We start from the raw sequence: 22,482 nt of genomic DNA, 5'->3' as shown, positions 1-22,482 counted from the left end.
ATATGAAAAAAGAACATTTTAGACGAGTAGAAATAAGAACAGCGAAGCTTTTATTTTGTGCAATGCTTATCCCTACCATTGTACATGCTCAATCACTAGAGCAAGCGGTTGCCTTTACATTTGATACACACCCTGAATTACGTGTTGCTTACTCACGTTTTAAAGTCAGTGAGAAACAAATAGAGCAAGCTCAATCAGGTTACTGGCCAACGATAGATGTAACTGCTGGTATTGGTTATGAATATACTGACAGTCCCAGTACACGAAGACAAATAGGGACAAATGGAGAAGGTACAGCTGAATTACCAAGACGTGAAATAGGCCTTAGTTTGAAGCAGGAGCTCTTTAGTGGCTTTCATACCCGTAGTGAAGTTGAACGTACTCGTTATACAACGAGTGCTGATCAGTGGCGTTTACTTGGTATTGCTGAAGATTTAGCATTAGAGGTAAGTAAAGTTTATATTGATCTTATCAAAGCTAAGCAACTAGTGGCACTAGCCGAGAAAAACTTAGCAGCCCATCAAGAAATTTATGAGCAAATAAAACAGCGTACAGATTCTGGTTTTGGAAGTTCAGCTGATCTTTCACAAATTAATGGTCGTATCGCAAAGGCTCATTCTAATTTAATCGCCTCTAAAAATAATTATTTAGACAGCGAAGTGACTTTTTATCGCGTTATTGAACAACGTCCTTACAATTTAGTTATTCCGTATCCGGATGCTTCTTTATTACCTAAAACAGAAGAAGAAGGGCTGCGGTTAACGCTCAATAATCATCCTGTAATTAAGTCTTCGGCTAATGATATTGAAGCCGCTCAAGCTCAATATAGTACAGCAAAATCAAACTATTACCCGAAGGTTTCTTTTGAGTTGAATGCTAATTACAATGATAACTTAGATGGTGAGGATGGTAATACTTTTGGTGGAGGTGATGTCGGAGGTCAGAATAATGAAGTGGTTGCCATGCTGCGTTTTTCTTACAACATCTTTTCTGGTGGCAAGAATGATGCTTATGCAAAAGAAACGGCTTATAAAATAAGTGAAGCTAAAGAGTTAAAAAGCAGTGTACACAGACAAGTAACAGAAGGCTTTATCTTATCTTGGAATGCATTTGAGCAATTAAACTTACAAAAAAAATATATAAAGATGCATGTAATTTCTTCTAAAGATACACAGTCTGATTACAAAGAACAGTTTAAAGTGGGCCAACGTAGCTTATTGGATTTACTCGATACAGAAAATGAATTATATCAAGCACGTCGTGACTTTTTAGATGCCGAGTTTACTGAAATATCAGCACAGTACCGAATTTTGCATGCTATGGGGTTGTTAGTAGAAGCATTACGAGTGACACGACCGAGCACTTGGTCTGGTGAAAAAGAATTTACGGAGTACTCAAAATGAAACTGATAACTATATTAAGTGTACTATTACTTAGCGCTTGTTCGGTACAAGTGATTGATATGACACCTGAGCCAACCAAGCAAAAGTTTGATTTAAGCGATAGTGAGGGTGACGGTATTATTCTAGCGCGTGATGAATGTCCTAATAGCAATGCTGGAGCACAAGTTGGTAATAACGGATGTGGCTCTAATACTGTACATAAAATACGCCATAGGTTAGACGTAAATTTTGATACTAATTCTTTTAAAGTGAAAGATGAGTATATTGAGAAAATTGGAAAGCTCGCAGAATTTATGACTGAATATCCACAAGTTGTAGTATCCATTGAAGGCCATACTAGTATTAGAGGTTTAGCGGCACATAATATAAAATTGTCACAAAACCGTGCGGAAGCGATTAAAGAAATTCTCATTCAGCAGTTTAATATTGCTAGTGATCGAGTTACTACTGTGGGTTATGGGTTCGAAAAATTACTATTAGAGGGGAATGATGAGTATATTCATGAGAAAAATAGACGTATTGTTGCCGAAATTAGCAGCGATAAAGAAATTATCGATATGAAATGGACCATTTACAGTGTCGATAACGAAGTAGAATAAACTATTGGTGAAAAATATATATTTTATACCGACATATAAAATACTGATAATTGGTAGTTTTCTACTGGTTATGGTATCGATGTTATACGCAAAGAATACAAGTAAATTAAACGAACCACAAATAATCGCAGCCCTGAGTAGCCATTATGGAGAACGGGCGGGGAAAAGAGGTAAAGCGTGGTTTCGGTTAATGGAAAATTCTAATGGGTTAGACGAAAACAAAAAAATAGAAAATGTTAATAACTTCTTCAACCTATTACGTTTTATCGACGATATTAAGCTTTGGGGTGTGAGTAATTACTGGGCCACTCCACTTGAATTTTTAGGCGTAAATGGAGGCGATTGTGAAGACTTTGCTATTGCGAAGTATTTTACGTTATTAGAGCTTGGTATTCCTGATAAAAAAATGCGCATTACTATGGTAAAAGCAGTTACTTTAGACCAATACCATATGGTGGTTGCCTATTATGAAACACCGGGTTCTGTACCTCTCATCCTTGATAATATTGACGGTAAAATAAAACCAGCGACAAAACGAAAAGATCTCATTCCAGTGTACAGCTTTAATGGTAAACAACTTTGGCTTAATAAAAAGAAAGGCCAAGGTGTACTTGCGGGTAAATCACAACGCCTAAAACGCTGGACGGACTTAAATCAACGCATGGGAATCTCAAACCTCAAGCAACCAAAATTGAGAATGGAGTAAAAGAATGACCCTTTTTAATCAGATAAATTCACTGTTATTTGCATTGTTTTTATTAGTGATGACTAGCCTGGTCTATTTTCAGTTTACTGAAACTAGAACGTTTATGGTTAGCCAAATGGAATCAGACCTGAATAATACGGTTACATCATTAAGTCTGATGATAAAACCACATTTAGAAATCGGTGATGAAGCAACTGTTGATACGCTAGTGAATGTTATTTTTGAAGGCGGATTTTATAAGCAAGTGCACTTAACATGGCTTGCAGACCAAAAAAAACAGGTATGGGAAAATAAAGTTACCGTTAAAAATGTACCGCAATGGTTTATAGATTTAAATCTCTTCGATACACAAAGTAAAGAGGTCACTATTACCTCGGGTTGGTTACAGTTAGCAATACTAGAAGTAGAATCAAATCCCGCGATTGGTTACCGCGAATTATGGCGAATCATGAATGATACATTAATGATATTAGCGGCATTATTTCTTATCTCTGTCTTTGCATTACGGTTACGTTTAAAAATAATTTTAAAGCCGCTACATGAAGTTGCTCAACATGCGCGTGATGTTTCACAAAGAAAATTTCACCCCGATATGACATTACCATCAACGTCTGAACTAAAAGAGGTTGTTGGTGCTATTAACTCAATGTCTGGGCAGTTGAAACAAGTTTTTACTACGCTGGATGATGAGGTGAATAGCCTTAAAAATGATACGTTATGTGATCAAGCTTCACAGTTACCGAATCGCTTATACTTCACAGGTCGATTAAATAGCTGGCTAAATGAGCCTGGTTTTGGCGCGCTATTGTTAGCTGATTTCAGCTGGTTAGACGAAATACACAGCAAATATGGTTACCAAGTTCGCGATCAAACAATTAAAGTTGTAGCGCAAAAATTAACGACTTCTTTGCCTTTTCCTTCTGATACCTTGGTTGCACGTATCTCAAATACAGAGTTTGCCTTTTTAATCCAGAAAGCTGATAAAAAGCAGATCAGCGAATACTTACAGGCTCTTATTCGACTCATTAATCAAGAAATGTTAAATGCAGGCTGTGAGCCTAATCAGAAATTTTCGATTGGTGTAAGTGAACGAAGTGAAGGTGTTACGCGTGCAGAACTCTTGTCACAGGCAGATAACGCCCTACAAAAAGCACTTAATGAAGATAAGTCAAGTCATTGGTTCTATGTTGAAAAACAGCAAGAATTTAGCCGTGAAGGATGGCGAAATCAACTTGAAGAAGCGATCAGTAATAATGATTTTATTTTTCAGTGGCAGCCTATTCAACAATGTATTGATAACAAGATTATACACCGTGAAATTTATTGCCGTTTAGAAATTGAGGGTAAAATAGTACAAGCAGGACAATTTATGCCTTATGTAGAGCGATTTTCACTTGGGCATCAATTAGATAAGTGTTTATTAGATGCAATAAATGATAACGACTTATTTGCATTAAATCGAGAGCCTATTGCTGTGAATTTATCGCGAAAAAGTATTACCAATCCTGAGTTTCATCTGTGGCTCACTTCCTATTTAGAAAAAGTAAAATCACCTGAAAAAATCCATTTTGAGATATCAGAGTCTGGAATTACTCAAAACCTAACGGCATGTATACAGCTTTGTGAAATAATTGAGAATGCAGGGGCAAAATTTGGGGTCGATAATTGTGGTAGGCAGATGGGATCACTGACTTATCTACAAGAATTAAAACCGCATTATATTAAATTAGATATGTCACTTTCATGTTATAACAATGACAAAGATGAAGAGAATCAGCAAAACCTAGAGCTTTGTCGTGCATTGGTTAATATTGCCAGAGGATTAAGCATTAAAGTTATTATTACAGGTATTGAAGATGTCAAACACCTGCAAACGATCAAACCTCTTAGAGCTGATGGGTATCAAGGATATATTATGCCGCCTGTTGAAATAGTAAATGGGTAAGTAAGGATCAAAATAGGTACTCAAAATTACTGTTTCTTTGGTAAAGGGCTTTATTCTCCTACAGACGAACAATTTGTAAATTGAATAGTTAAAGCCCTGCAATTACGTGTTAGTTATTATAAGATAATGCCTAACACGTAATAGTTAAAGACTATTAGGGTTAAAGCTTCAATTCGTTTAAAAAAGACTGGCCGTAATCCATGGCTTTCAATTTAAATAAACTTGCTAAGGTTTGTCCAAGATCGGCAAACGTATTGCGTTGCCCTAGATTTACGGAATCGATATGGTTGTGATAGGCAATAACGGGGACAAATTCACGGGTATGGTCATTACCAGGCCAAGTGGGATCGCAACCGTGATCAGCCGTTAATAAAAGTAAATCATCATCCGCCATTTGCGCTAAGAATTCAGCTAAACGTTCATCAAAATATTCTAAGGCTTCACCAAAACCAACAGGGTCACGTCGATGACCAAAGTCTTGGTCAAAATTAACTAGATTAGTAAAAATAATGCTGTTATCAGCGGCGGTTTTCATATGAGCAAGGGTTGAGTCTACTAATGCTGGAATACCCGTCGCTTTAGTTTGAATACTAATACCCTGGTGAGCAAAAATATCAGCAATTTTACCGACACTAATCACAGTTCCACCGGCTTGCGTTAATTTTTCTAAGACTGTTGTTGCAGGAGGTAATACCGAATAGTCTCTGCGGTTACCTGTGCGTTCAAAATCGGCAGAGTTTTCACCAACAAAAGGGCGAGCGATAACGCGACCAATATTCATGGGATCAAGTATTTCACGTACTTGCTCACAGTACTTATAAAGATTGTCTAAGCCAAAGTGCTGTTCATGTGCAGCAACTTGAAAAACACTATCGCCAGAGGTGTAGCAAATAGGAAGGCCCGTTTTTATATGCTCTTCGCCTAGATCTGCAATGATATTGGTGCCAGAGGCGTGGCAATTACCTAATAAATCGTTATAACCTGTTATTTGGTTTATTTGAGCGATTAGCTCAGGTGAAAAGCTATTCACTTTGTTAGTAAAATAAGTCCAATCGAATAAAACAGGCACGCCTGCCATTTCCCAGTGACCACTGGGGGTATCTTTACCGGTACTAATTTCTGCTGCATAACCATAGGCACCTTTACATGGAGTGACAGGCTCTACGCAAAGTGTTCGTTTTGATGCTTGCTCACACGCTTTTACCAAACCTAATTTACTTAAGTTAGGTAGTTTTAATGGTCTACTTTTACTTTGCTGAAATTTTTCAGCCAAATTGGCGAAGGTGTTGGCATTAACATCACCAAAAGCGTCGGCATCAGGGGCATGACCTAAACCAAAACCGTCTATTACAAGGATAATAGCTCTCGACATGATTTTCTCTTTTTAAAAATTAGTTGAATATAAAGTTAAGGCGACAATAAAGTCGCCTTAACTAAGGGGGTTGTACAACAAATATTGTCCTAACTAGATTACTAGGTAATTAGTTGATGGATCACTGGCTCAATAGTAACTTGGGACTCTGAAATTTCGACCGCCGTTAAATACTGTTTAATTGCAAGTGTGGCTTGGGATTCGTCATTGGCATGAACAATCGCAATAATATCACCTTCAGCTACTTTTGTGCCTTTAGGTTTAATGTCACTAAAGCCAACGCTATAGTCTAACTTTTGATTGTGATCGACACGACCACCACCCATTTGTACTAATGCCATGCCTATAGCACGGGTATCCATTGTACCAATAAAACCGTCCCTAGAAGCGACTATGGTTTTTATAACATTAGCTTTAGGGAGAATATTTTCAGCATTTGTTAATAAATCAGCAGGACCGCCCATAGCGGTGATCATTTGGCTGAATATTTCTGCTGCTTTACCTGATGTTAAGGCCTCTTCGGCTAAATCTGTTGCTTGTTGAATATCAGCGGCTATTTTACTGGTTAATAACATGCGAGCAGCAAGCGCTATAGTAATTTCGTGTAGTCTTGGCTCACGGTATTTTCCGGTTAAATAGTCGATAGTTTCTTGTATTTCTAGCGCGTTACCTACCGTTGTACCAAGTGGTTGGTTCATGTCGGTAATTAAGGCTTGGGTTGGTGTACCTGCACCATTGGCAACTGACACTATCGAATGGGCCAACGCCTGGGCTGATTCAATATCAGCCATCATGGCACCATTACCTACTTTGACATCCATCACTAAAGATTCAAGACCCGCGGCTAATTTCTTCGATAAAATGGACGCGGTAATCAAGGGAATTGACTCTACCGTGCTGGTAACATCTCGGATGGAGTAAAGGCGTTTATCAGCAGGTGCTAAATCTTTTGTTTGTGAAATAATTGCCGTACCTTGCTCTTTAACAGTCGCTTGGAACTCTGGCAGGCTAGGGCGGACATTAAAACCGGGGATAGCCTCTAATTTATCAACAGTGCCACCGGTGTGACCTAAACCTTGGCCCGCAATCATGGGTACATTAGCACCACAAGCGGCAACTATTGGCGCTAACATTAAGCTAACTTTATCGCCAACACCACCGGTTGAATGTTTATCAACGATAGGTTTATCCAATTTATTATGCCAGTTAACTACCGTTCCTGAGTCACGCATAGCCATGGTTAGATTAACGACTTCATCAGTTGTCATACCGTTTAACCAAATGGCCATCGCCATAGATCCAACTTGTGCATCGGTGAAATCACCATTTTTAAGACCATCAACAAAGCTTTGAATTTCATCGACTGTTAAGGTTTGTTTATTACGTTTTTGACGAATAATATTTTGAGGTAAGTGCATAGTGAGTCCTTAAGATAATAATTGAGGTGTAAAAGCATCGGGAAGCAACTCTGCAACCGTCCATACTTTCAAATGGTCTAGGTGGTTAGTTGATGCTACTAAGGCATCTTGGCTAAGAAATTCAGCGATTACTTGTCGGCAAGCACCACAGGGGGGCGTTAATTGTTCCTGTTGAGTGTAAACCAGTAGTGCTTTTATTTTGCTTGATTGTTGGTTGACAGCAAAAGATAAACAATTGCGTTCAGCACATACCGTTAATCCGTAAGAAGCATTTTCGACATTACAACCGGAAAATATTTTATCTTCGCTATTGATTACCGCTGCGCCAACATGAAATTTACTGTAAGGCGCGTAAGCATTTAACGCTGATTTTTTTGCTTCGGTGATAAGTGGCTGCCAATTGGCTAGCTTCATGTTGTTTTTATCTAGTTTCATATTTATGCCAGTAACATACTATTCTATATATTTAATAAGTGTATATTGTGTTTATTTGACTCTTGTGTCAATATTTATCTCTACTTACTGACCACTTGGTCAAGTAATTTTGTTTTGCAATGTGCCGCATCATGACTGTAAGGTACTGTTTAATAGTATTTTAAATCTTTGGTTGTATATATTATTTCCTTGTGTAATTATTTATAGCTATATACTGTCCAGTTGGTCAGGTATTTCAATGGTATTTGATTTTTATTAAAAGAGTGTTGTTATGTCCCTGTTAGAAGTCTTTGGTTATGTAGCTAGTGTGTTAATCGCCTTATCTTTAATGATGTCTAATATCAAACGGTTACGTTGGCTAAATTTTTATGGTGCTGCTGCTTTTAGTACTTATGGTTACTTTATTGATGCTTATCCCGTTTTCATTCTTAACGGTTGGGTTGCTTTAGTGGATGCTTATTATTTAGTGCGTATTTATCAGGAGAAAGATCAATTTAATTTAGTCAGGTTAAAGTCAGTTACATCGCCGTTATTTAACTTATTAAAAGAACAATACGGAAAAGACATGATGCAGTTAGATCAAAAGTTCCACTGGCAGCAACTCGATGATGCTGTAGTGTTATTGCTATTTAGAAATATGAAACCAGTTGGCTTATTTTCTTATAAAGCATTAGATGATGAAGGCAGAGTGGAAGTACTATTAGACTATATCATTCCTGAAGATAGAGATTTTAAAGCCGCAGAATTTATGTTTACAGGGCAGAATAACCCACTTAATCAAGAAGGAGTGAAGCATTTAATAGTGCAATCTGTTGATAATAAGCATGAGCTTTATTTAAAGCGTGTCGGCTTTATCAAAAAAGCTCATGATTTTGAATTAGTCTTGAATTAGTTATTTCTTGAGTTGGTTAATCTATAAAATGATAAGTTTTAAGAAGATCGAAATGTTATTGAACGTAGACAAGAAATTTGAAATTTCAGGCAGGATTTAAAGCGAGACACGACGTAAATTCCCATTGTGATAAAAATAAATTCATTGCACAGTATATTCCTATTTTTATGCGTATTATCCATACCTCGGATTGGCATATTGACTAATCCAAAATAATATCGTGTGCAAAACTTGCTATCGCCTTCTGCCAGTCATGGTTGCTTACTTTTAATGCATTTTGACCTATGGAAATTTCGAATCGACAGCTGGTATCGGTCTGCGTTCTAGGCAAGGGGAGTAAAGCCATATTATATTGCTCGGACCATTTCATAACTTTGGGCATTAATTCTTTGGCAGACTGCTCTATTACTAAATGGAATAGATTGCACGGGGGACATAAGGGAATAGTATGTGTGGGGAAGTGCTGATTAAATAGTTTTGCTATGGTCGCAGCTTTGGCGACAAAGTCTGGCATAAGAGGGATATTGTCAGTCAACCCCTGTTTCGCAGCGAGTATATCGGGAAATAACGTGATCAGGTTACCACCTAAACGACGCGTCCAGATACGCGCCTCATCAATAAACTCAGCAGAGCCCGTCAACATGGCGCCGGCGATCCCATCAAGATCTTTATAAAAACTTACATAGACAGAGTCAAATAAGCTACCAATTTCAGCTAGCGTTTTTTGATAATATTCACTGCAAGACCACAAACGAGCACCATCTAAATGCAGAGCGATACCTTGGCTTTTTGCCCATTTTTGTTGTGCTTCAAGTTCTTTCCATGTGGGCAGCTGGCCACCAATTTCTCTCATGGGCAGTTCAAGTAAAAGTGCTGCTAAAGGAATATGAATAGTGTCTAGATCTGCGCGATTGATCACTTCATTTAATTTGCCCACTAAGCAGGAGTCAAGTCCGTGCAAGACTTGATAAGCGTTTTGTTCGTGGAGTTGTAAATGGCTGGTGGGGTGAAAAGCAACTTGGTTACAGTGCTTTTTCTCTGCCCAAATGCGTAATGCCATAGTTTGTGCCATGGTGCCAGAGGGGAGGAAAAGTGCGGCTTCGTGCCCCAACATAGCGGCAACCTGCTGTTCGAATTCATTAACTAGCTCACCCTGACCGTAACAATCCGCCTCAGAATATTGTGCAGCTAAAGGAAGTAAGCTCTGTAAGCGCTCGGTCATTGTTCTCTGGGGATGGCGAAAGAGACTGTTGTCACAGTTAGCAAGGGTGCGCAGATATTGTTTTTTGAAATCGCTACTTAACATATTAATTTTCTGGATGTTGGGCCTATCCATTGATATTAAAGGGTATGACATGGATAAGATAGTTCATTAGCATCTTAGTGTGTTTCAAGCCTCGATAATATTACCCTAAATGAACTAAGGTTTTGATTAGTATGAAACCTGCCCAAAGGGATACTTCTTTTATGGACTTATTGGTATAGTCGGTATTAAAGGTGCTCGTGCAAGTTAGGTTTAAATACTCTGTAATACCTGCGTATACAACGTGATCATTAGTTGCGATACCTGCAAAACCACGATCCAAGAGTTTGGTTACGAAGTGCAGAATTTAGCATGTCAAAACGCTTGATTCAAATCTTTAGATAACTAATGTTAATGAATTGTTACATTTTAGTGTTTGTTTTTACCCCCTACCTATTATATGTTCATGCGCTAATTCATTCGCTTAACTAAAGTGTATTTGAGCCATACAGCTTGGCTCTTTTTACATTTTATGACCCCGAGCAAAACAAAAAACAAGGATGTTTTATTGTGAAATTTAAATAATTGCTACGATAAGTTCGGCTGTATTCGAATTTATTTTGTTGGGACTTAGCATTGTTAATCGATAAAGTTACTTTTACCTGCTGTTGACACTTCCAAGTTTTCTCCTATTTACCCACGTCTCATTTTCTACTTTAATTATATTTTTAATATTTTAAAGTGCATTATTTAAGGAATTGAAAAATTATGAAATTAAAAAACAAACTGTTAATCACCTTTTTAGCCATTGCACTAACACCAATGCTTTTGGTTGGAGGCATATCAAGTTATGTCGCCAGTAGTACTATTGAAAAACAAGCTTTTTCACAATTAGTTGCCGTTAGAGAAATTAAAAAATCACAAATACAAGGGTACTTCGCGGAGCGAAAAGGGGATATTGAAGTACTCAGTGGAACCATTCAAAAGGTGTTGGATTTTAGCACTACAGACGCTTTGAACGTTTCTGCACATGATAATCATCAATATTTTGAATCCTTTATAAAAGCTTATGGTTATTACGATTTTTTCATCATTGATAATACAGGTGGGATTTTTTATACGGTAAGCAAAGAAGCGGATTACCAAACTAATTTGTTGGCTGGTCAATATCAGGACTCCGGTTTAGGAAAATTATTTAGACGCGTGCAAAATAAACAGACTTTTGGCATGTCTGACTTTAGCCGTTACGGCCCTAGCAACGGCGAGCCTGCAGGGTTTATAGCATTGCCTTTTACCACTAGCACAGGCGTCTCTGTTGTTATTGCCTTACAATTATCGATTGAAAATATAAATAAAGTAATGCAAGAGCGAGCCGGAATGGGCGACACGGGTGAAAGTTACCTTGTTGGTAGTGATTTATTGATGCGCTCAGACTCTTTTCTTGATCCTAAGGGCCATTCAGTCATGGCCTCTTTTGCAGGAACCGTGCAACAAAATGGCGTAAACACTGAAGCCGCTAATTTAGCCATTCAAGGCAATACGGGGCAAAAAATAATTACTGATTATAATGGCAATCCCGTTTTATCTGCATACACGGCCATTGAGCTTGATGGTATACGTTGGGGCTTGTTATCAGAAATTGATGTTGCTGAAGCGTTTGCGCCAATACAAACACTGTATTGGAATATATTAACGATTATCTTATTTTTTGTCGTGGTGATCATTGCGGTAGCCCGCTCAATTACCAAATCAATTATAACACCATTAGGTGGTGAGCCAGGTGAAATGAAAAGCATCTCGGAGACCATTGCTAAAGGTGATTTAACCGTGGATTTTGATACATCTCGTGAAATGCAAGGTGTTTACGGCGCCATGAAACACATGGCCAGTCACCTTTTAGGCGTGGTCAGTGAAATTGTTGATAACAGTAATAACTTAGCCAGTTCAGCTGAAGAAACGAGTGCATTAAGTTTGCAGTCTTCAGTAAGTTTAGAAGAGCAGCAATCGAGTATTGAACAAGTTGCGACAGCAGTGGAAGAGATGTCTACAAGTATTAATGAGGTCGCCATGAGTGCTGCCAATGCTGCAACTTCAGCCAAAGCAGCACAATATTCCTCCAATGAAGCCAATAATAAACTGACACAAACGATTAATGACCTAGGACAATTAGATAGAGAAATTAGCAGTGCAAGCGAGGTTATTCAAACGTTAGAAACTGACTCTCATGAAATTGGATCTGTTCTTGAGGTGATACGTGGTATTGCAGACCAAACGAATTTGCTGGCACTTAATGCTGCCATTGAAGCGGCAAGAGCCGGTGAGCAAGGACGAGGTTTTGCTGTTGTTGCTGATGAAGTCAGAACATTAGCTTCAAAAACACAAGAGTCGACTAAAAACATTGAAGACATGATTGGAAAACTGCAAAGTGCTTCAAATTCAGCGGTAAAAGCAATGATGACTAGTCGAGATGTATGTGCAGACACATTATCCAATGCACACACGACAGCTGACATGATCCATACCATGAATGGAGAAATAGCTAGTATTACCGAAATGACAGAGTTGATTGCAACAGCTGTTGAAGAGCAGTCGTGTGTCTCTAATGCGATATCTCAAAACATTACGGCAATAAGTGACGTTGCCTATGAAAATGCGGCAGCAGCTACCCAGGTATCAACAGCGGGGCAAGATATTAGCGTAATAGCATCTAAATTAAATCAGCTAACTCAACACTTTAGAGTGGCTTAGTTTTAATTAGTAGCGTTCAAAGCACCTATAGTTAAATAGGTGCTAGTTTTTCTTCTGGTACAGCGTAAAAAGCACCTTACCTATTTTTTAGTTATTTATGCTCAATTAAGACGGGGCGGGTATAGTCGTTAGAATCTCCACGTACCCATTTTGATACTCTAATCTTAAATAACCTTACTTTCCTTAACCGTTTCATCGTTAGCAATACGATAGAACTCAGCAAACACAGTCATGGTAATTTGCAAATACTCTTTTTAGAGAAAGTTGAAATTTCCAGCACCAAGGTTATCTAAAGTTATCTAAAGTTATCTAAAGTTAAATTGGCTAAGGGATAACCTGATAATCATCTAACGTTGTTACAAATAAACTTGCTTACTAAAATGTGAATGAAGCAGTTTATCCCCATATAAAACAAATTTTAAAGATAATGAAGTTAATTTATTATCTATGTGGTTTAGATAAAGCTAACTATTACAATTTGTAGGTGAAGGTTTTTCTATTATTTTTCTATTTCCATACATCCTAGGTTTTTAATAAGACTTTGAGTCGTCTACTGCTCATTATCAAGCCTCTTAAAAAAAGGAAGCCTAAATGAAATTAAATAAACTCGTATTGACCCTCTGTTTATCTGCAACTAGTTATCATCTTTATGCGGTTGAACCGATAGAACCTATTATGCTTGAAATACCCAGTGGTAGTTTTGCAATGGGGGATACTAGCGAGAAAGACAGTCAACCTATTCATAACGTAAACGTTGCAGAATTTAGTTTAGGAAAATACGAAATCACGAGAAAAGAATTTAGGCAATTTGTCGAAGCAACAGGGTATGAAATGCCCTCACAGTGTATTCATCAACTTAATGGTTGGTTTAATTATGGTGAAACTGCCGGTAGTTGGGACAATAATTCACTAACAACAAATGATTTTCAACCGGTGAATTGTATTGGTTGGAAAGCTGCCAATGCTTACACCCAATGGCTAGCGAAGGAAACTGGACGACCATATCGATTACCTAGTGAAGCAGAGTGGGAATATGCAGCGAAAGCAGGCACAAAGACCAAGTTTTATTTTGGTGATGATGTTGATCAGACCTTGGTATGTGATTATGAAAATACAGCGGATTTAACAGGCGAAAATATATTACAGCGTGATGCTAATACCAGTTATGTAAACTTTTTTAATGGTAAATCTAGTTGTGTTGATCACTCGGCCTATTCAAGTATTGTCGGTATGTATAAAGCTAATTCATTCGGTCTACATGATATGGTAAGTAATGTCGTTGAGTATATTGCTGATTGTTATCAAGACAGTTATAACAATGCCCCCAATTCTGGTGAAGCGCTTATTGACGACGTCTGTGAATATCGTGTAACGCGCGGTGGCAGTTGGCATTGGAATACCTTTTCAACGAGCCAAAGAGGACGAATAAATGAAACATTTGTTGGTGGCGTTGAAGGTTTTAGGGTTGCACTTGATGGTAACGTTTCCTCAGTATCAAACAATACAAAATCATTCTCAAAAGAATTACAAACAGCTCAACTAAATGAACAACGCAGACGCGATGCACTGCTTCCTTACCCAGACAAAATAACTAATTTAACATTAAACCAAGCGAGTGGTTTAGTGACATTGACGTGGGATAAAAGCTTGCAAGAGGGAATTGATAGTTATCGTATATACCGAAATGCCGGTATTGGTGGTTCTTTTAAGCTGATGGCAGCTAATCTAATAGAAACAACGTTTAAAGATGCCAATGTTGATGGCCTTAGATATGAATACACGGTAGTCGCTGTAAGACAGCATCAACAAAGTGATTATAGTGATGTGGTAACGACTAAAGCTCCTATAGCTAGAGCGCCTGGTAGAATAGAAGCGGAAGGTGCCGTTAAATTACAAGGCGCTGACGTCACAAGAACGTCTGATATTGAGGGAAAATATAATCTCACTGGATTTGGCGGTATAGCGGATAACGCAGAAATAACGTATGAAATTGAAGTACTAAAGTCTGGGGATTATTCTCTTAATTACCGCGCTGCAGCTCCTCGAGATACAAAAGGTTTTAAGGTGTTGGTTGATGGCAAAGAAGTGGCAATTGAAAAAGTGTTGAAGACCGGAGGTTATAATGAATGGAGTACTCAACAAGGCGGCATGTTACACCTTAACAAAGGCAAGATAACGCTAGTAATAAAATCATTGGATAATAACTGGAAGCTCAACTGGTTAGAACTAAATAAAATTTAAATTTAGTGAATAAATGAAGATGCTTAGGGTTATTGACCTTAAGCATTTTATTCAACAAATTAGGGAGGGACGGTTCGAAATACTATCACCAAAGCTTCATACATTGTTGAGTTGGTAAGTAGTATATGAAATATGAGTGACTACACTTAATTTACTTGTTCAGGTAAACTACGGTCAACTCTTCATTGCACAGTCTCTTACCGTTTTTATGCGTATTATCCATACCTCAGATTGGCATCTTGGCCAATATTTTTACGGCAAAAGCCGCGCCAATGAACATCAACAATTTCTTACTTGGCTATTAGCCCAAGTTACCACCCATAATATTGAGGCGATTATAGTTGCGGGTGATATTTTTGATACATCAACACCGCCAAGTTATGCCCGTGAAATGTACTTTGATTTTATTGCTAAGTTACATGTGACCCAATGTCAGCTCGTTATTTTGGCCGGAAATCATGACTCTGTTGCCATGTTATCGGAGTCTCAGGCGGTGTTAGCCAGTTTATCTACCCGTGTTATCACCCAAGTTATTCCAGCCTCAATTGGTGAAGGCGAAATGGAAAGTGACATTGAAAGTGCTGCGCTAAATCAGCAAGTATTTCCGCTAATGAATGCCAAAGGAGAACCATCAGCCATTATTTGCGCGATTCCTTTTGTTCGTCCCCGCGATGTTATTAAAAGTCGAGCAGGACAGTCCGCTAAAGATAAACAGCAAAGTTTGCAACAAGCGATCAGTGATCACTATCAGACGCTTTATCAATACGCACTTACCTTATCGAAAAACTTAGCCAAAGACCTAAACCTAGCGCAGGGCGAGCAACTGCCTATTATTGCAACGGGTCACTTAACGGCGCTTGGCGTATCGGTAAGCGATAGCAAGAGTGATTCGGTCAGAGATATTTATATTGGCTCATTAGAAGCGTTTCCAGCCAGTGCTTTTCCGCCGGCCGATTATATTGCCCTTGGACATATTCACAGAGCACAGCAAGTCGCAAAATCAGAGCATATTCGTTACTGCGGCTCACCAATACCGTTAAGTTTTGATGAAGCCAAACAAGATAAACGTGTGCTTATGGTTGATTTCACTTCAGGAAAGCTCAAGCAGGTTGAAGCGTTAATTGTGCCGTGCTTTCAACCCTTATATATGGTGAAAACATCGGTAGATACACTCGAAAGCTCACTGCAAGAAACGTTAGTCGCTTTTGAAAATCGCCAAGTAGAAGATACTCTTCCTGCGAGCGTTAAGGCTTGGCTTGATATTGAAATTGATAATGGCGACCATTTGAGCGATTTATCACAACGGGTGAGTGACTTAGCCGATGATATGCCTTTTGAAGTGTTATTGGTACGTCGTTGTAAAAAGGCGCGCCAACGTCGACAGGCACAACTTTCACAACAAGATAACAGTATGTTAAGTGAGTTGTCTTTAGCTGAGGTATTTGATTCGCGTTTATCACAACTTGATTGGCAAACAGATGAAGAAGTCAGTCGTAAAACACGTTTAAAGCAATTATTTACCGAGATTTCCGTAGAATTAGCATCCCAGCAGAAACCAGTTAACTTACCTGCCGAGAAAAATACTGAAACGTTAAAAATAAAAGAAGCTGATCAAGGCGTTAAGACTGAAGAAGTTGGACAAGAAAATTTATGAAAATATTAAGTTTACGCTTTGAGAACATTAATTCACTCAAAGGCAGTTGGAAAATAGATTTTACTGAAGCACCTTTTGATAACAATGGCTTGTTTGCCATTACTGGCCCTACTGGCGCAGGTAAAACCACCATACTCGATGCCATTTGTTTAGCGCTTTATCATGAAACACCACGACTAAATCAAAAGTCAGGTTCGGGTATATCTAAAACTAAAAACCAACTAATGACACGTCACACTAGCCATTGCATGAGCGAGGTTGAATTTGAGGTAAAGGGACAGGGCTACAGAGCTTTTTGGAGCCAAAAACGCGCACGCAATAAGCTTGATGGTAATTTATTGGAGCCTGTTGCTGAGTTAGCCAAACTTGATGGCACCATAGTGTCAGACAAACTGAGAACGGTTCGTACTGACATAAGTGAATTAACAGGGCTGAATTTTTCACGTTTTACCAAATCTATGATGCTCTCTCAAGGAGAGTTTGCCGCCTTTTTAAATGCTCCTGCCAATGAACGCGCACAGTTACTCGAGCAACTTACCGGTACGGAAGTTTATGGCGATATATCAAAAAAAGTTTTTGATAACCACCGCAGTGCCAGTGACGAGTTAAAATTATTACAGGCGAAAAGTCAGGGGGTCACCTTGCTCAACGATGAGCAAGTCAGTGAACTTGAGCAGCAACTTGAACAAACTACTAATGAAGAGAAACAGTTAAATGAACAATTACAGCAAGCCCAATTAGTAAAAAATTGGAGCTCAAATTTTGTCGCTAATGAACAAACGCAAATAGCAGCCAAACAGCGACTCACAGCGGTTGAAGCGCAAGAAAAACTAGCAGAAAAGGATCTTGGTTTACTAGCGCAATCTACAATCGCCGAGCCACTTCGTGCGCCCTATGAAAAAATGGTGCACTATCGTGAGCAATATCAACAAACCTTACAGCAAGTTACAAATCAAACACAGCAGTTAGATCTACTAGACCAAGACGTTGTAGCTAGTGCAGAAAAGTTAACACAGCTCAAAGCTACTCAGCTTGAAGCTGAAACACAGCGTAAAGTGATTGAGCAAGTATTGCATGAAAAAATTGAGCCACTTGAGCATGCCATCAACCATCAAAAAGCGATTTTGTTAGAAACAAACAACACTGTTGTGACTCAAAATAAAACGCTAAATCATAATATTGATAACGTAAAAGTTGCCGGCGTTGAGCAACAAAAAGCATTAACAACGGTTGAGCAGCAGCAAGCGTACTTAGCAAACAGCCAAGCGTTACAGCAGCTGCCTGAAAAATTACCACTGTGGCAAAATCAGTATCAACAATTAACGAAACAGCAAACGAGTGTGGAGCGCTTATTAAATGAACAAAGTGATGTTGATAGAACACTTTCAGATTTAACGTCAGAGCAGCAAATCAAGCAGCAACAGATTGCGAAAAGTGAAGCGCAATTACAGCAACTTAATAACCAAAAGCAAGTGATGTCAGAGCAAGTACAACAACTTGTCCGAAACAGCCAAGTGGCTCAAGGGATCTTGGCTAATGTTACCGATCGAAGCGCGGGTAAAGAGACCGAGCTTAATATTATCGCCGTAGCTACGGCGCTAAATCAAGCGGTTATTGATAGGCAGAACGAACAGTTAACGTTAAAGCAAGCTATGCAGTTAGCACAGCGTTTTCATGTCTTAGGGCAAGAGCAGCAAACGCTTTCATTGCAACAACTAAACGACAAAAAACAACTAGCAGTAACTGAGCAAGAACTAACACAGTTACGTCAACGCTATAGTGCGAATAATCAACAGAAAAAAGATGTTGAAACCTTACTTTCGCAACAACAAACCATTATGGCGTTAAGTGACCACAGAGCAAAACTTCAGCCAGAAGAAGCTTGTCCTTTGTGCGGCTCGCTTGAGCATCCTGCAATCAGTGACTATAAATCTTTGGATAGTGATGAACATCAACAGCGGTTATCTCAACTCAATATTGAACTAGCACAAATAGAAAAACAGGGAAATCAGCTCAAGGACGTTAAAGCACAATTAACGGCGCAACTTAACGCCCAGCAGAATCGTTTGCAAGGCATAATGAGCGAACAAAATGGGATTGAGCAACATTGGCAGTCGTTAAATGTTAACCAATTCTCATTACAAAACGTCGATGCGGAACAAAGGTTAGCTAAGCAACTAAACGATATCTTGCATCAGCTTAAAGAACTCGTTTCCTTACAACAACAATTGCAAGAAAATAGCCAGATACAACAACAAAACGCGGAAAAGATCATTCATTGTGATAAGCAATTATTAGCTCAGCAGAGCCAATTACAATTGGTACAAGAGCAAGGTAATGCGCAACACAATGTTAAAACCAAAATTGGTACCAACTTAGCCTCCGAGCAACAAGCTATTGTCACGCACAATGCGCAATTGTTAGCAGATATCATGGCCACTCATATAACAGAAAAGATAGCATTACCCATGAGTGATCGTGACCAGCAAACTCAGAATATTTGTATTGATGAAAACTGGCTGGCGTCAGTTTCGAAACAAGGGCAAGAATATCAAGGTATTGTTAACACACACCAAACCGCACAAGACCACTTAATAACGCTTGAAAACAATCTTGCTTTATTAAAGCAGCAAGTTGAACAGCAACAAAATCAGCTAAACCAAACAACAACACAGTTAAGTCAGCAAGAAAGTGAGTTAGCCATTAATAATGCCTCACGCCTTACTTTGTTTGTTGAGCTGGGATTTGATGATGTTAGTATGCAAGATACTGTTTTTTTGAGGGCTGATATCAGCAAAAATCGAGAAGATAACGAACGTTCGTTGAATAGCGCTGATATCGTGCATAATGAAAAATTATCAGTGCAACAACTTAATAAAGGTCAATTAACTACGGCAACTGCCCAGTTAGAAAGTTTGTTGGAACAAAATGACAGCGTAAAAACTGATTGGGATAAACACTTCTCTATCAGCAGCTTTATCGATGAAGCACAGTTCTTATTGGCATTGATTAGTCCTGAAAAAGCACAGCAACTTCATAAGCTTGCTAGCGATATTAGTGATAACAAGAAACATGCGCAAGTATTGATTGCTCAAGGTGACAAAGTAGCGCTGGAGTTAGCAAATAAAAAGGCTGAGTTGAGTGAAAGTGGCGCCGTTGATTTTGATGATGAATCAGTTTCAAATACGCTCATTAAACTGTCAGAACAATTAAAGCAGTGCCAACAAAAAACAGGACAATTCAGTCAACAAATTAGCCATGATAAAGCCAATAAAATCCAACAACAATCTCTGCTTGAGCAAATCAAAAACGCGCAACTTGCGTTAGATGATCTTAGCCACCTTAATGCACTGATTGGCTCAGCCGATGGTGCTAAATTTAGAAAGTTCGCGCAAGGTCTAACGTTAAGTAATTTAGTGCATTTAGCTAACGCGCAATTAGAGCGACTCTTTGGTCGCTATCAACTGCAATGCCAGCAAAGTGATACCTTGGCGCTGGAAGTTGTTGATACTTGGCAAGGAGATACTGCACGCGATATTAAAACCTTATCTGGCGGTGAAAGCTTTTTGATAAGTTTAGCCCTCGCTTTAGCTCTATCAGATTTAGTCAGTAACAAAACGAGTATCGACTCACTCTTTCTTGATGAAGGTTTTGGTACGTTAGATAACAATACCCTTGAAGTGGCACTAGATGCGCTCGATAACTTAAACGCCAGTGGCAAAATGATTGGCGTCATCAGCCATGTTGAAGCCCTAAAAGAACGTATTGGCGTGCAAATAAAAGTTAAAAAGCTCAGTGGTTTAGGTGTTAGCAGTTTAGATAAACAGTATGAGTTTCATGCTGATACGGTTAACGAGCCTGAGAAAGATAAAGTGTAACGACATTATAACTTAGCGAGTAACAAAGCCACTCATCATTAAATACTAAACATTAGAAATTAAAGATTAATCACTAAATAATAAGCAAGGGCACTTCTTTGGAAATTTGGATTTACTTCACTTTATTAGCTGCAACAATGCAGGCGGTAAGAACAGCAGGACAAAAACAATTATCGGGTAAGCTCAATTCAATGGCGACTACTGGAGTACGCTATTTCTTTGCCTTACCTTTTGCATGGGGCTATCTCTGGTGGTTGCTCGACTTTAGAGAAGTAGCAGTACCAGCGTTGAACAATGACTTTTTACAATACGCATTAATTGCTTGTGTGATGCAAATTTGGGGCACCGCGTGTTTGGTGGCGGCTTTTCGCTACCGTAACTTTGCCGTAGCGACTAGTTTGGCTAAAACTGAGGCGATTCAAGTCGCTATTGTTGGCGCTTTGTTATTCGGCGCCACGCTTTCTGGTTTGGGTTGGTTTAGTGTCGTTGTCGGTGTTGTTGGCGTATTTTTAGTCTCTAAAGTGAAGTTTAACCTCAGAGATTTATTGGCTGATTCACAAAGTCTTATTGGCATGGGCTATGGTTTAGCTGCAGGTCTTGGCTTAGCGATTACCACCTTACTTATACGTCAATCAAGCTTGGCACTTAATACTGATTTAATGGTCAGTGCAGCCGTCACCTTAGTGTTTATGATCACGGTGCAATCGTTGATCTCATTCATTTACGTTTACCTTCAAGATAAATCACAATTCCCCGTTATGTTTAAACACTGGCGGTTATGTTTATTTGTTGGCATAACCAGTGTATTAGGCTCTATTGGTTGGTTTACTGCAGCGAGCTATCAAAATGCCGCTTATGTAAAAGCTTTAGGGCAAGTTGAATTCTTTATTACCTTGGCATTAACTTACCGTGTCTTTAAAGAAACTATTACCTTAAAAGAATACCTAGGCATGTTCCTGATTGTGCTAAGTGTGGTTATCTTATTACTTTGGTCATAAAGTAGAGCCGTAAAAATAGGGTAGTAAATCCATTTGATTACTGAGTAAAGATAGGTAAAATGCACACCATAACAGTAAAGTTTATTTTTACTCACGCGAGTATTAACCTGAATATTAACAAAAGTACAAAAGTACTAAAGAAGAGATCACTATGAAAATTGCTGAAAAAACCGTTGCTCACTTTCACTACACCCTTAAAAATGAAGCGGGTGAAGAAATAGAATCATCAGACGGTCATGAGCCTCTAACCTATTTACATGGCGCTAACAACACTTTACCTGGCTTAGAAGTAGCATTAACAGGTAAAAGTAGAGGCGAGAAGTTTTCAGTAACTTTACAACCTGAAGAAGCTTACGGTCCTTATCAAGAAGGTTTAGAGCAACGTGTTCCTGTTAAACATTTACACGGTTTAGTAAGCAAAAATGCTAAATGGAAAAAAGGCATGACTGCTGCAGTTCAAACTGACGCGGGTCAACGCCAAGTTACTGTAGTTAAAGTGGGCAAGTTTATGGTTACTGTTGATATCAACCCACCATTAGCGGGCAAAGTGCTTACTTTTGATATTGAAATAGTTGACGTACGTGAAGCGACTGAAGAAGAAGTACAACACGGACACGTTCACAGCGCAGATAGCAGCTGTGGTCACGATCACTAGTTCAACATTTACTATTAATTAGCCGTTGTACGGTTGAATAATTGATATATAAAAAACGCTAAGTAGGTTAACTACTTAGCGTTTTTTTATATGTGCATTACCGCGTCTGTAGATAGTCACAAATTATAAAAATTCTTGAACTGCATTTCCTAGGCCGGAGCTAGATTGGGAATAATAATTAAAATTATTGCGTAAAAGTAGTGAGAAAACGATAAAAGCTTCACAAAAAACAAAAAAATAATGGCAACTAAGTGCGCATTATTGACGTTAGCTACTGGATGTCTTTAGGTCAAGT

Annotated in this window: 15 protein-coding genes; 11 read left to right on the top strand and 4 right to left on the bottom strand. The window is 38.7% G+C overall.

All coding sequences use genetic code 11. From position 1 onward, the window contains the following. Positions 1-2 precede the first annotated feature (2 nt). The 4 genes from CXF71_RS02985 (at position 3) to CXF71_RS02970 (ending at position 4,653) form a co-directional block, all read left to right on the top strand. Positions 3-1,403, top strand: a complete 1,401-nt coding sequence (locus tag CXF71_RS02985) for a TolC family outer membrane protein (RefSeq protein ID WP_101231511.1) — start codon at positions 3-5, stop codon at positions 1,401-1,403. Beyond that, entirely contained in the window at positions 1,400-2,002 is a 603-nt protein-coding gene (locus CXF71_RS02980; RefSeq protein WP_101231510.1) for an OmpA family protein, read from the top strand. Before CXF71_RS02985 ends, CXF71_RS02980 begins: the two co-directional genes overlap by 4 nt. A gap of 70 nt (positions 2,003-2,072) precedes the next feature. Continuing rightward, positions 2,073-2,708, top strand: coding sequence for a transglutaminase-like cysteine peptidase (locus CXF71_RS02975; protein ID WP_101231564.1), 636 nt, complete (start codon positions 2,073-2,075; stop codon positions 2,706-2,708). Between the two features lie 4 nt (positions 2,709-2,712). Next, positions 2,713-4,653 carry a bifunctional diguanylate cyclase/phosphodiesterase gene (locus CXF71_RS02970; RefSeq protein ID WP_101231509.1) on the top strand — a complete coding sequence of 647 codons (1,941 nt, stop codon included), beginning with the start codon at positions 2,713-2,715 and terminating at the stop codon, positions 4,651-4,653. Positions 4,654-4,813: 160 nt separating this feature from the next. On the opposite strand, the gene CXF71_RS02965 is transcribed toward CXF71_RS02970, so the two are convergent. From CXF71_RS02965 to CXF71_RS02955, 3 genes are all read right to left on the bottom strand, one after another. Then, a complete protein-coding gene (locus CXF71_RS02965) occupies positions 4,814-6,025 on the bottom strand; it encodes a phosphopentomutase (RefSeq protein ID WP_101231508.1) in 1,212 nt (403 codons plus the stop codon). Between the two features lie 101 nt (positions 6,026-6,126). Beyond that, complete coding sequence (gene deoA, locus CXF71_RS02960) at positions 6,127-7,443, bottom strand: thymidine phosphorylase (protein WP_101231507.1); 1,317 nt, start codon at positions 7,441-7,443, stop codon at positions 6,127-6,129. Between the two features lie 9 nt (positions 7,444-7,452). After that, positions 7,453-7,878 (bottom strand): cytidine deaminase, encoded by a 426-nt coding sequence (locus CXF71_RS02955; RefSeq protein WP_232771363.1) that lies wholly within the window; start codon positions 7,876-7,878, stop codon positions 7,453-7,455. 271 nt (positions 7,879-8,149) lie between these two features. Between CXF71_RS02955 and CXF71_RS02950 the strand changes: the two genes are divergently transcribed. Next, positions 8,150-8,770 carry a hypothetical protein gene (locus tag CXF71_RS02950; RefSeq protein WP_101231506.1) on the top strand — a complete coding sequence of 207 codons (621 nt, stop codon included), beginning with the start codon at positions 8,150-8,152 and terminating at the stop codon, positions 8,768-8,770. A 202-nt stretch (positions 8,771-8,972) separates the two neighbouring features. Here CXF71_RS02950 and CXF71_RS02945 read toward each other — a convergent pair whose 3' ends face one another. Beyond that, the gene (locus tag CXF71_RS02945) at positions 8,973-10,076 is read right to left on the bottom strand and encodes a threonine aldolase family protein (protein ID WP_101231505.1); all 1,104 of its coding nucleotides are present in this window, start codon (positions 10,074-10,076) and stop codon (positions 8,973-8,975) included. Positions 10,077-10,781: 705 nt separating this feature from the next. Between CXF71_RS02945 and CXF71_RS02940 the strand changes: the two genes are divergently transcribed. The 6 genes from CXF71_RS02940 to CXF71_RS02915 all read left to right on the top strand — a co-directional run bounded on the left by CXF71_RS02940 (position 10,782) and on the right by CXF71_RS02915 (position 22,187). After that, on the top strand, positions 10,782-12,761 hold the full coding sequence (locus CXF71_RS02940; RefSeq protein ID WP_101231504.1) for a methyl-accepting chemotaxis protein: 1,980 nt from the start codon (positions 10,782-10,784) through the stop codon (positions 12,759-12,761). 591 nt (positions 12,762-13,352) lie between these two features. Then, entirely contained in the window at positions 13,353-15,002 is a 1,650-nt protein-coding gene (locus CXF71_RS02935; protein WP_101231503.1) for an SUMF1/EgtB/PvdO family nonheme iron enzyme, read from the top strand. Positions 15,003-15,210: 208 nt separating this feature from the next. After that, on the top strand, positions 15,211-16,656 hold the full coding sequence (gene sbcD / locus CXF71_RS02930; RefSeq protein ID WP_101231562.1) for an exonuclease subunit SbcD: 1,446 nt from the start codon (positions 15,211-15,213) through the stop codon (positions 16,654-16,656). Continuing rightward, entirely contained in the window at positions 16,653-20,534 is a 3,882-nt protein-coding gene (locus tag CXF71_RS02925; protein WP_101231502.1) for an AAA family ATPase, read from the top strand. Before sbcD ends, CXF71_RS02925 begins: the two co-directional genes overlap by 4 nt. Before the next feature lie 98 nt (positions 20,535-20,632). Then, positions 20,633-21,532: a DMT family transporter gene (locus CXF71_RS02920; protein WP_101231501.1), complete on the top strand. Its 900-nt coding sequence runs from the start codon at positions 20,633-20,635 to the stop codon at positions 21,530-21,532. Positions 21,533-21,683: 151 nt separating this feature from the next. Beyond that, a complete protein-coding gene (locus CXF71_RS02915) occupies positions 21,684-22,187 on the top strand; it encodes an FKBP-type peptidyl-prolyl cis-trans isomerase (RefSeq protein ID WP_101231500.1) in 504 nt (167 codons plus the stop codon). The last annotated feature ends 295 nt before the right edge of the window (positions 22,188-22,482 follow it).

Source organism: Colwellia sp. 12G3, assembly GCF_002836775.1.
GTDB lineage: Bacteria > Pseudomonadota > Gammaproteobacteria > Enterobacterales > Alteromonadaceae > Colwellia.
Note: the sequence above shows the minus strand (reverse complement) of the source record. Positions and strands in the feature narration are given on the sequence as shown.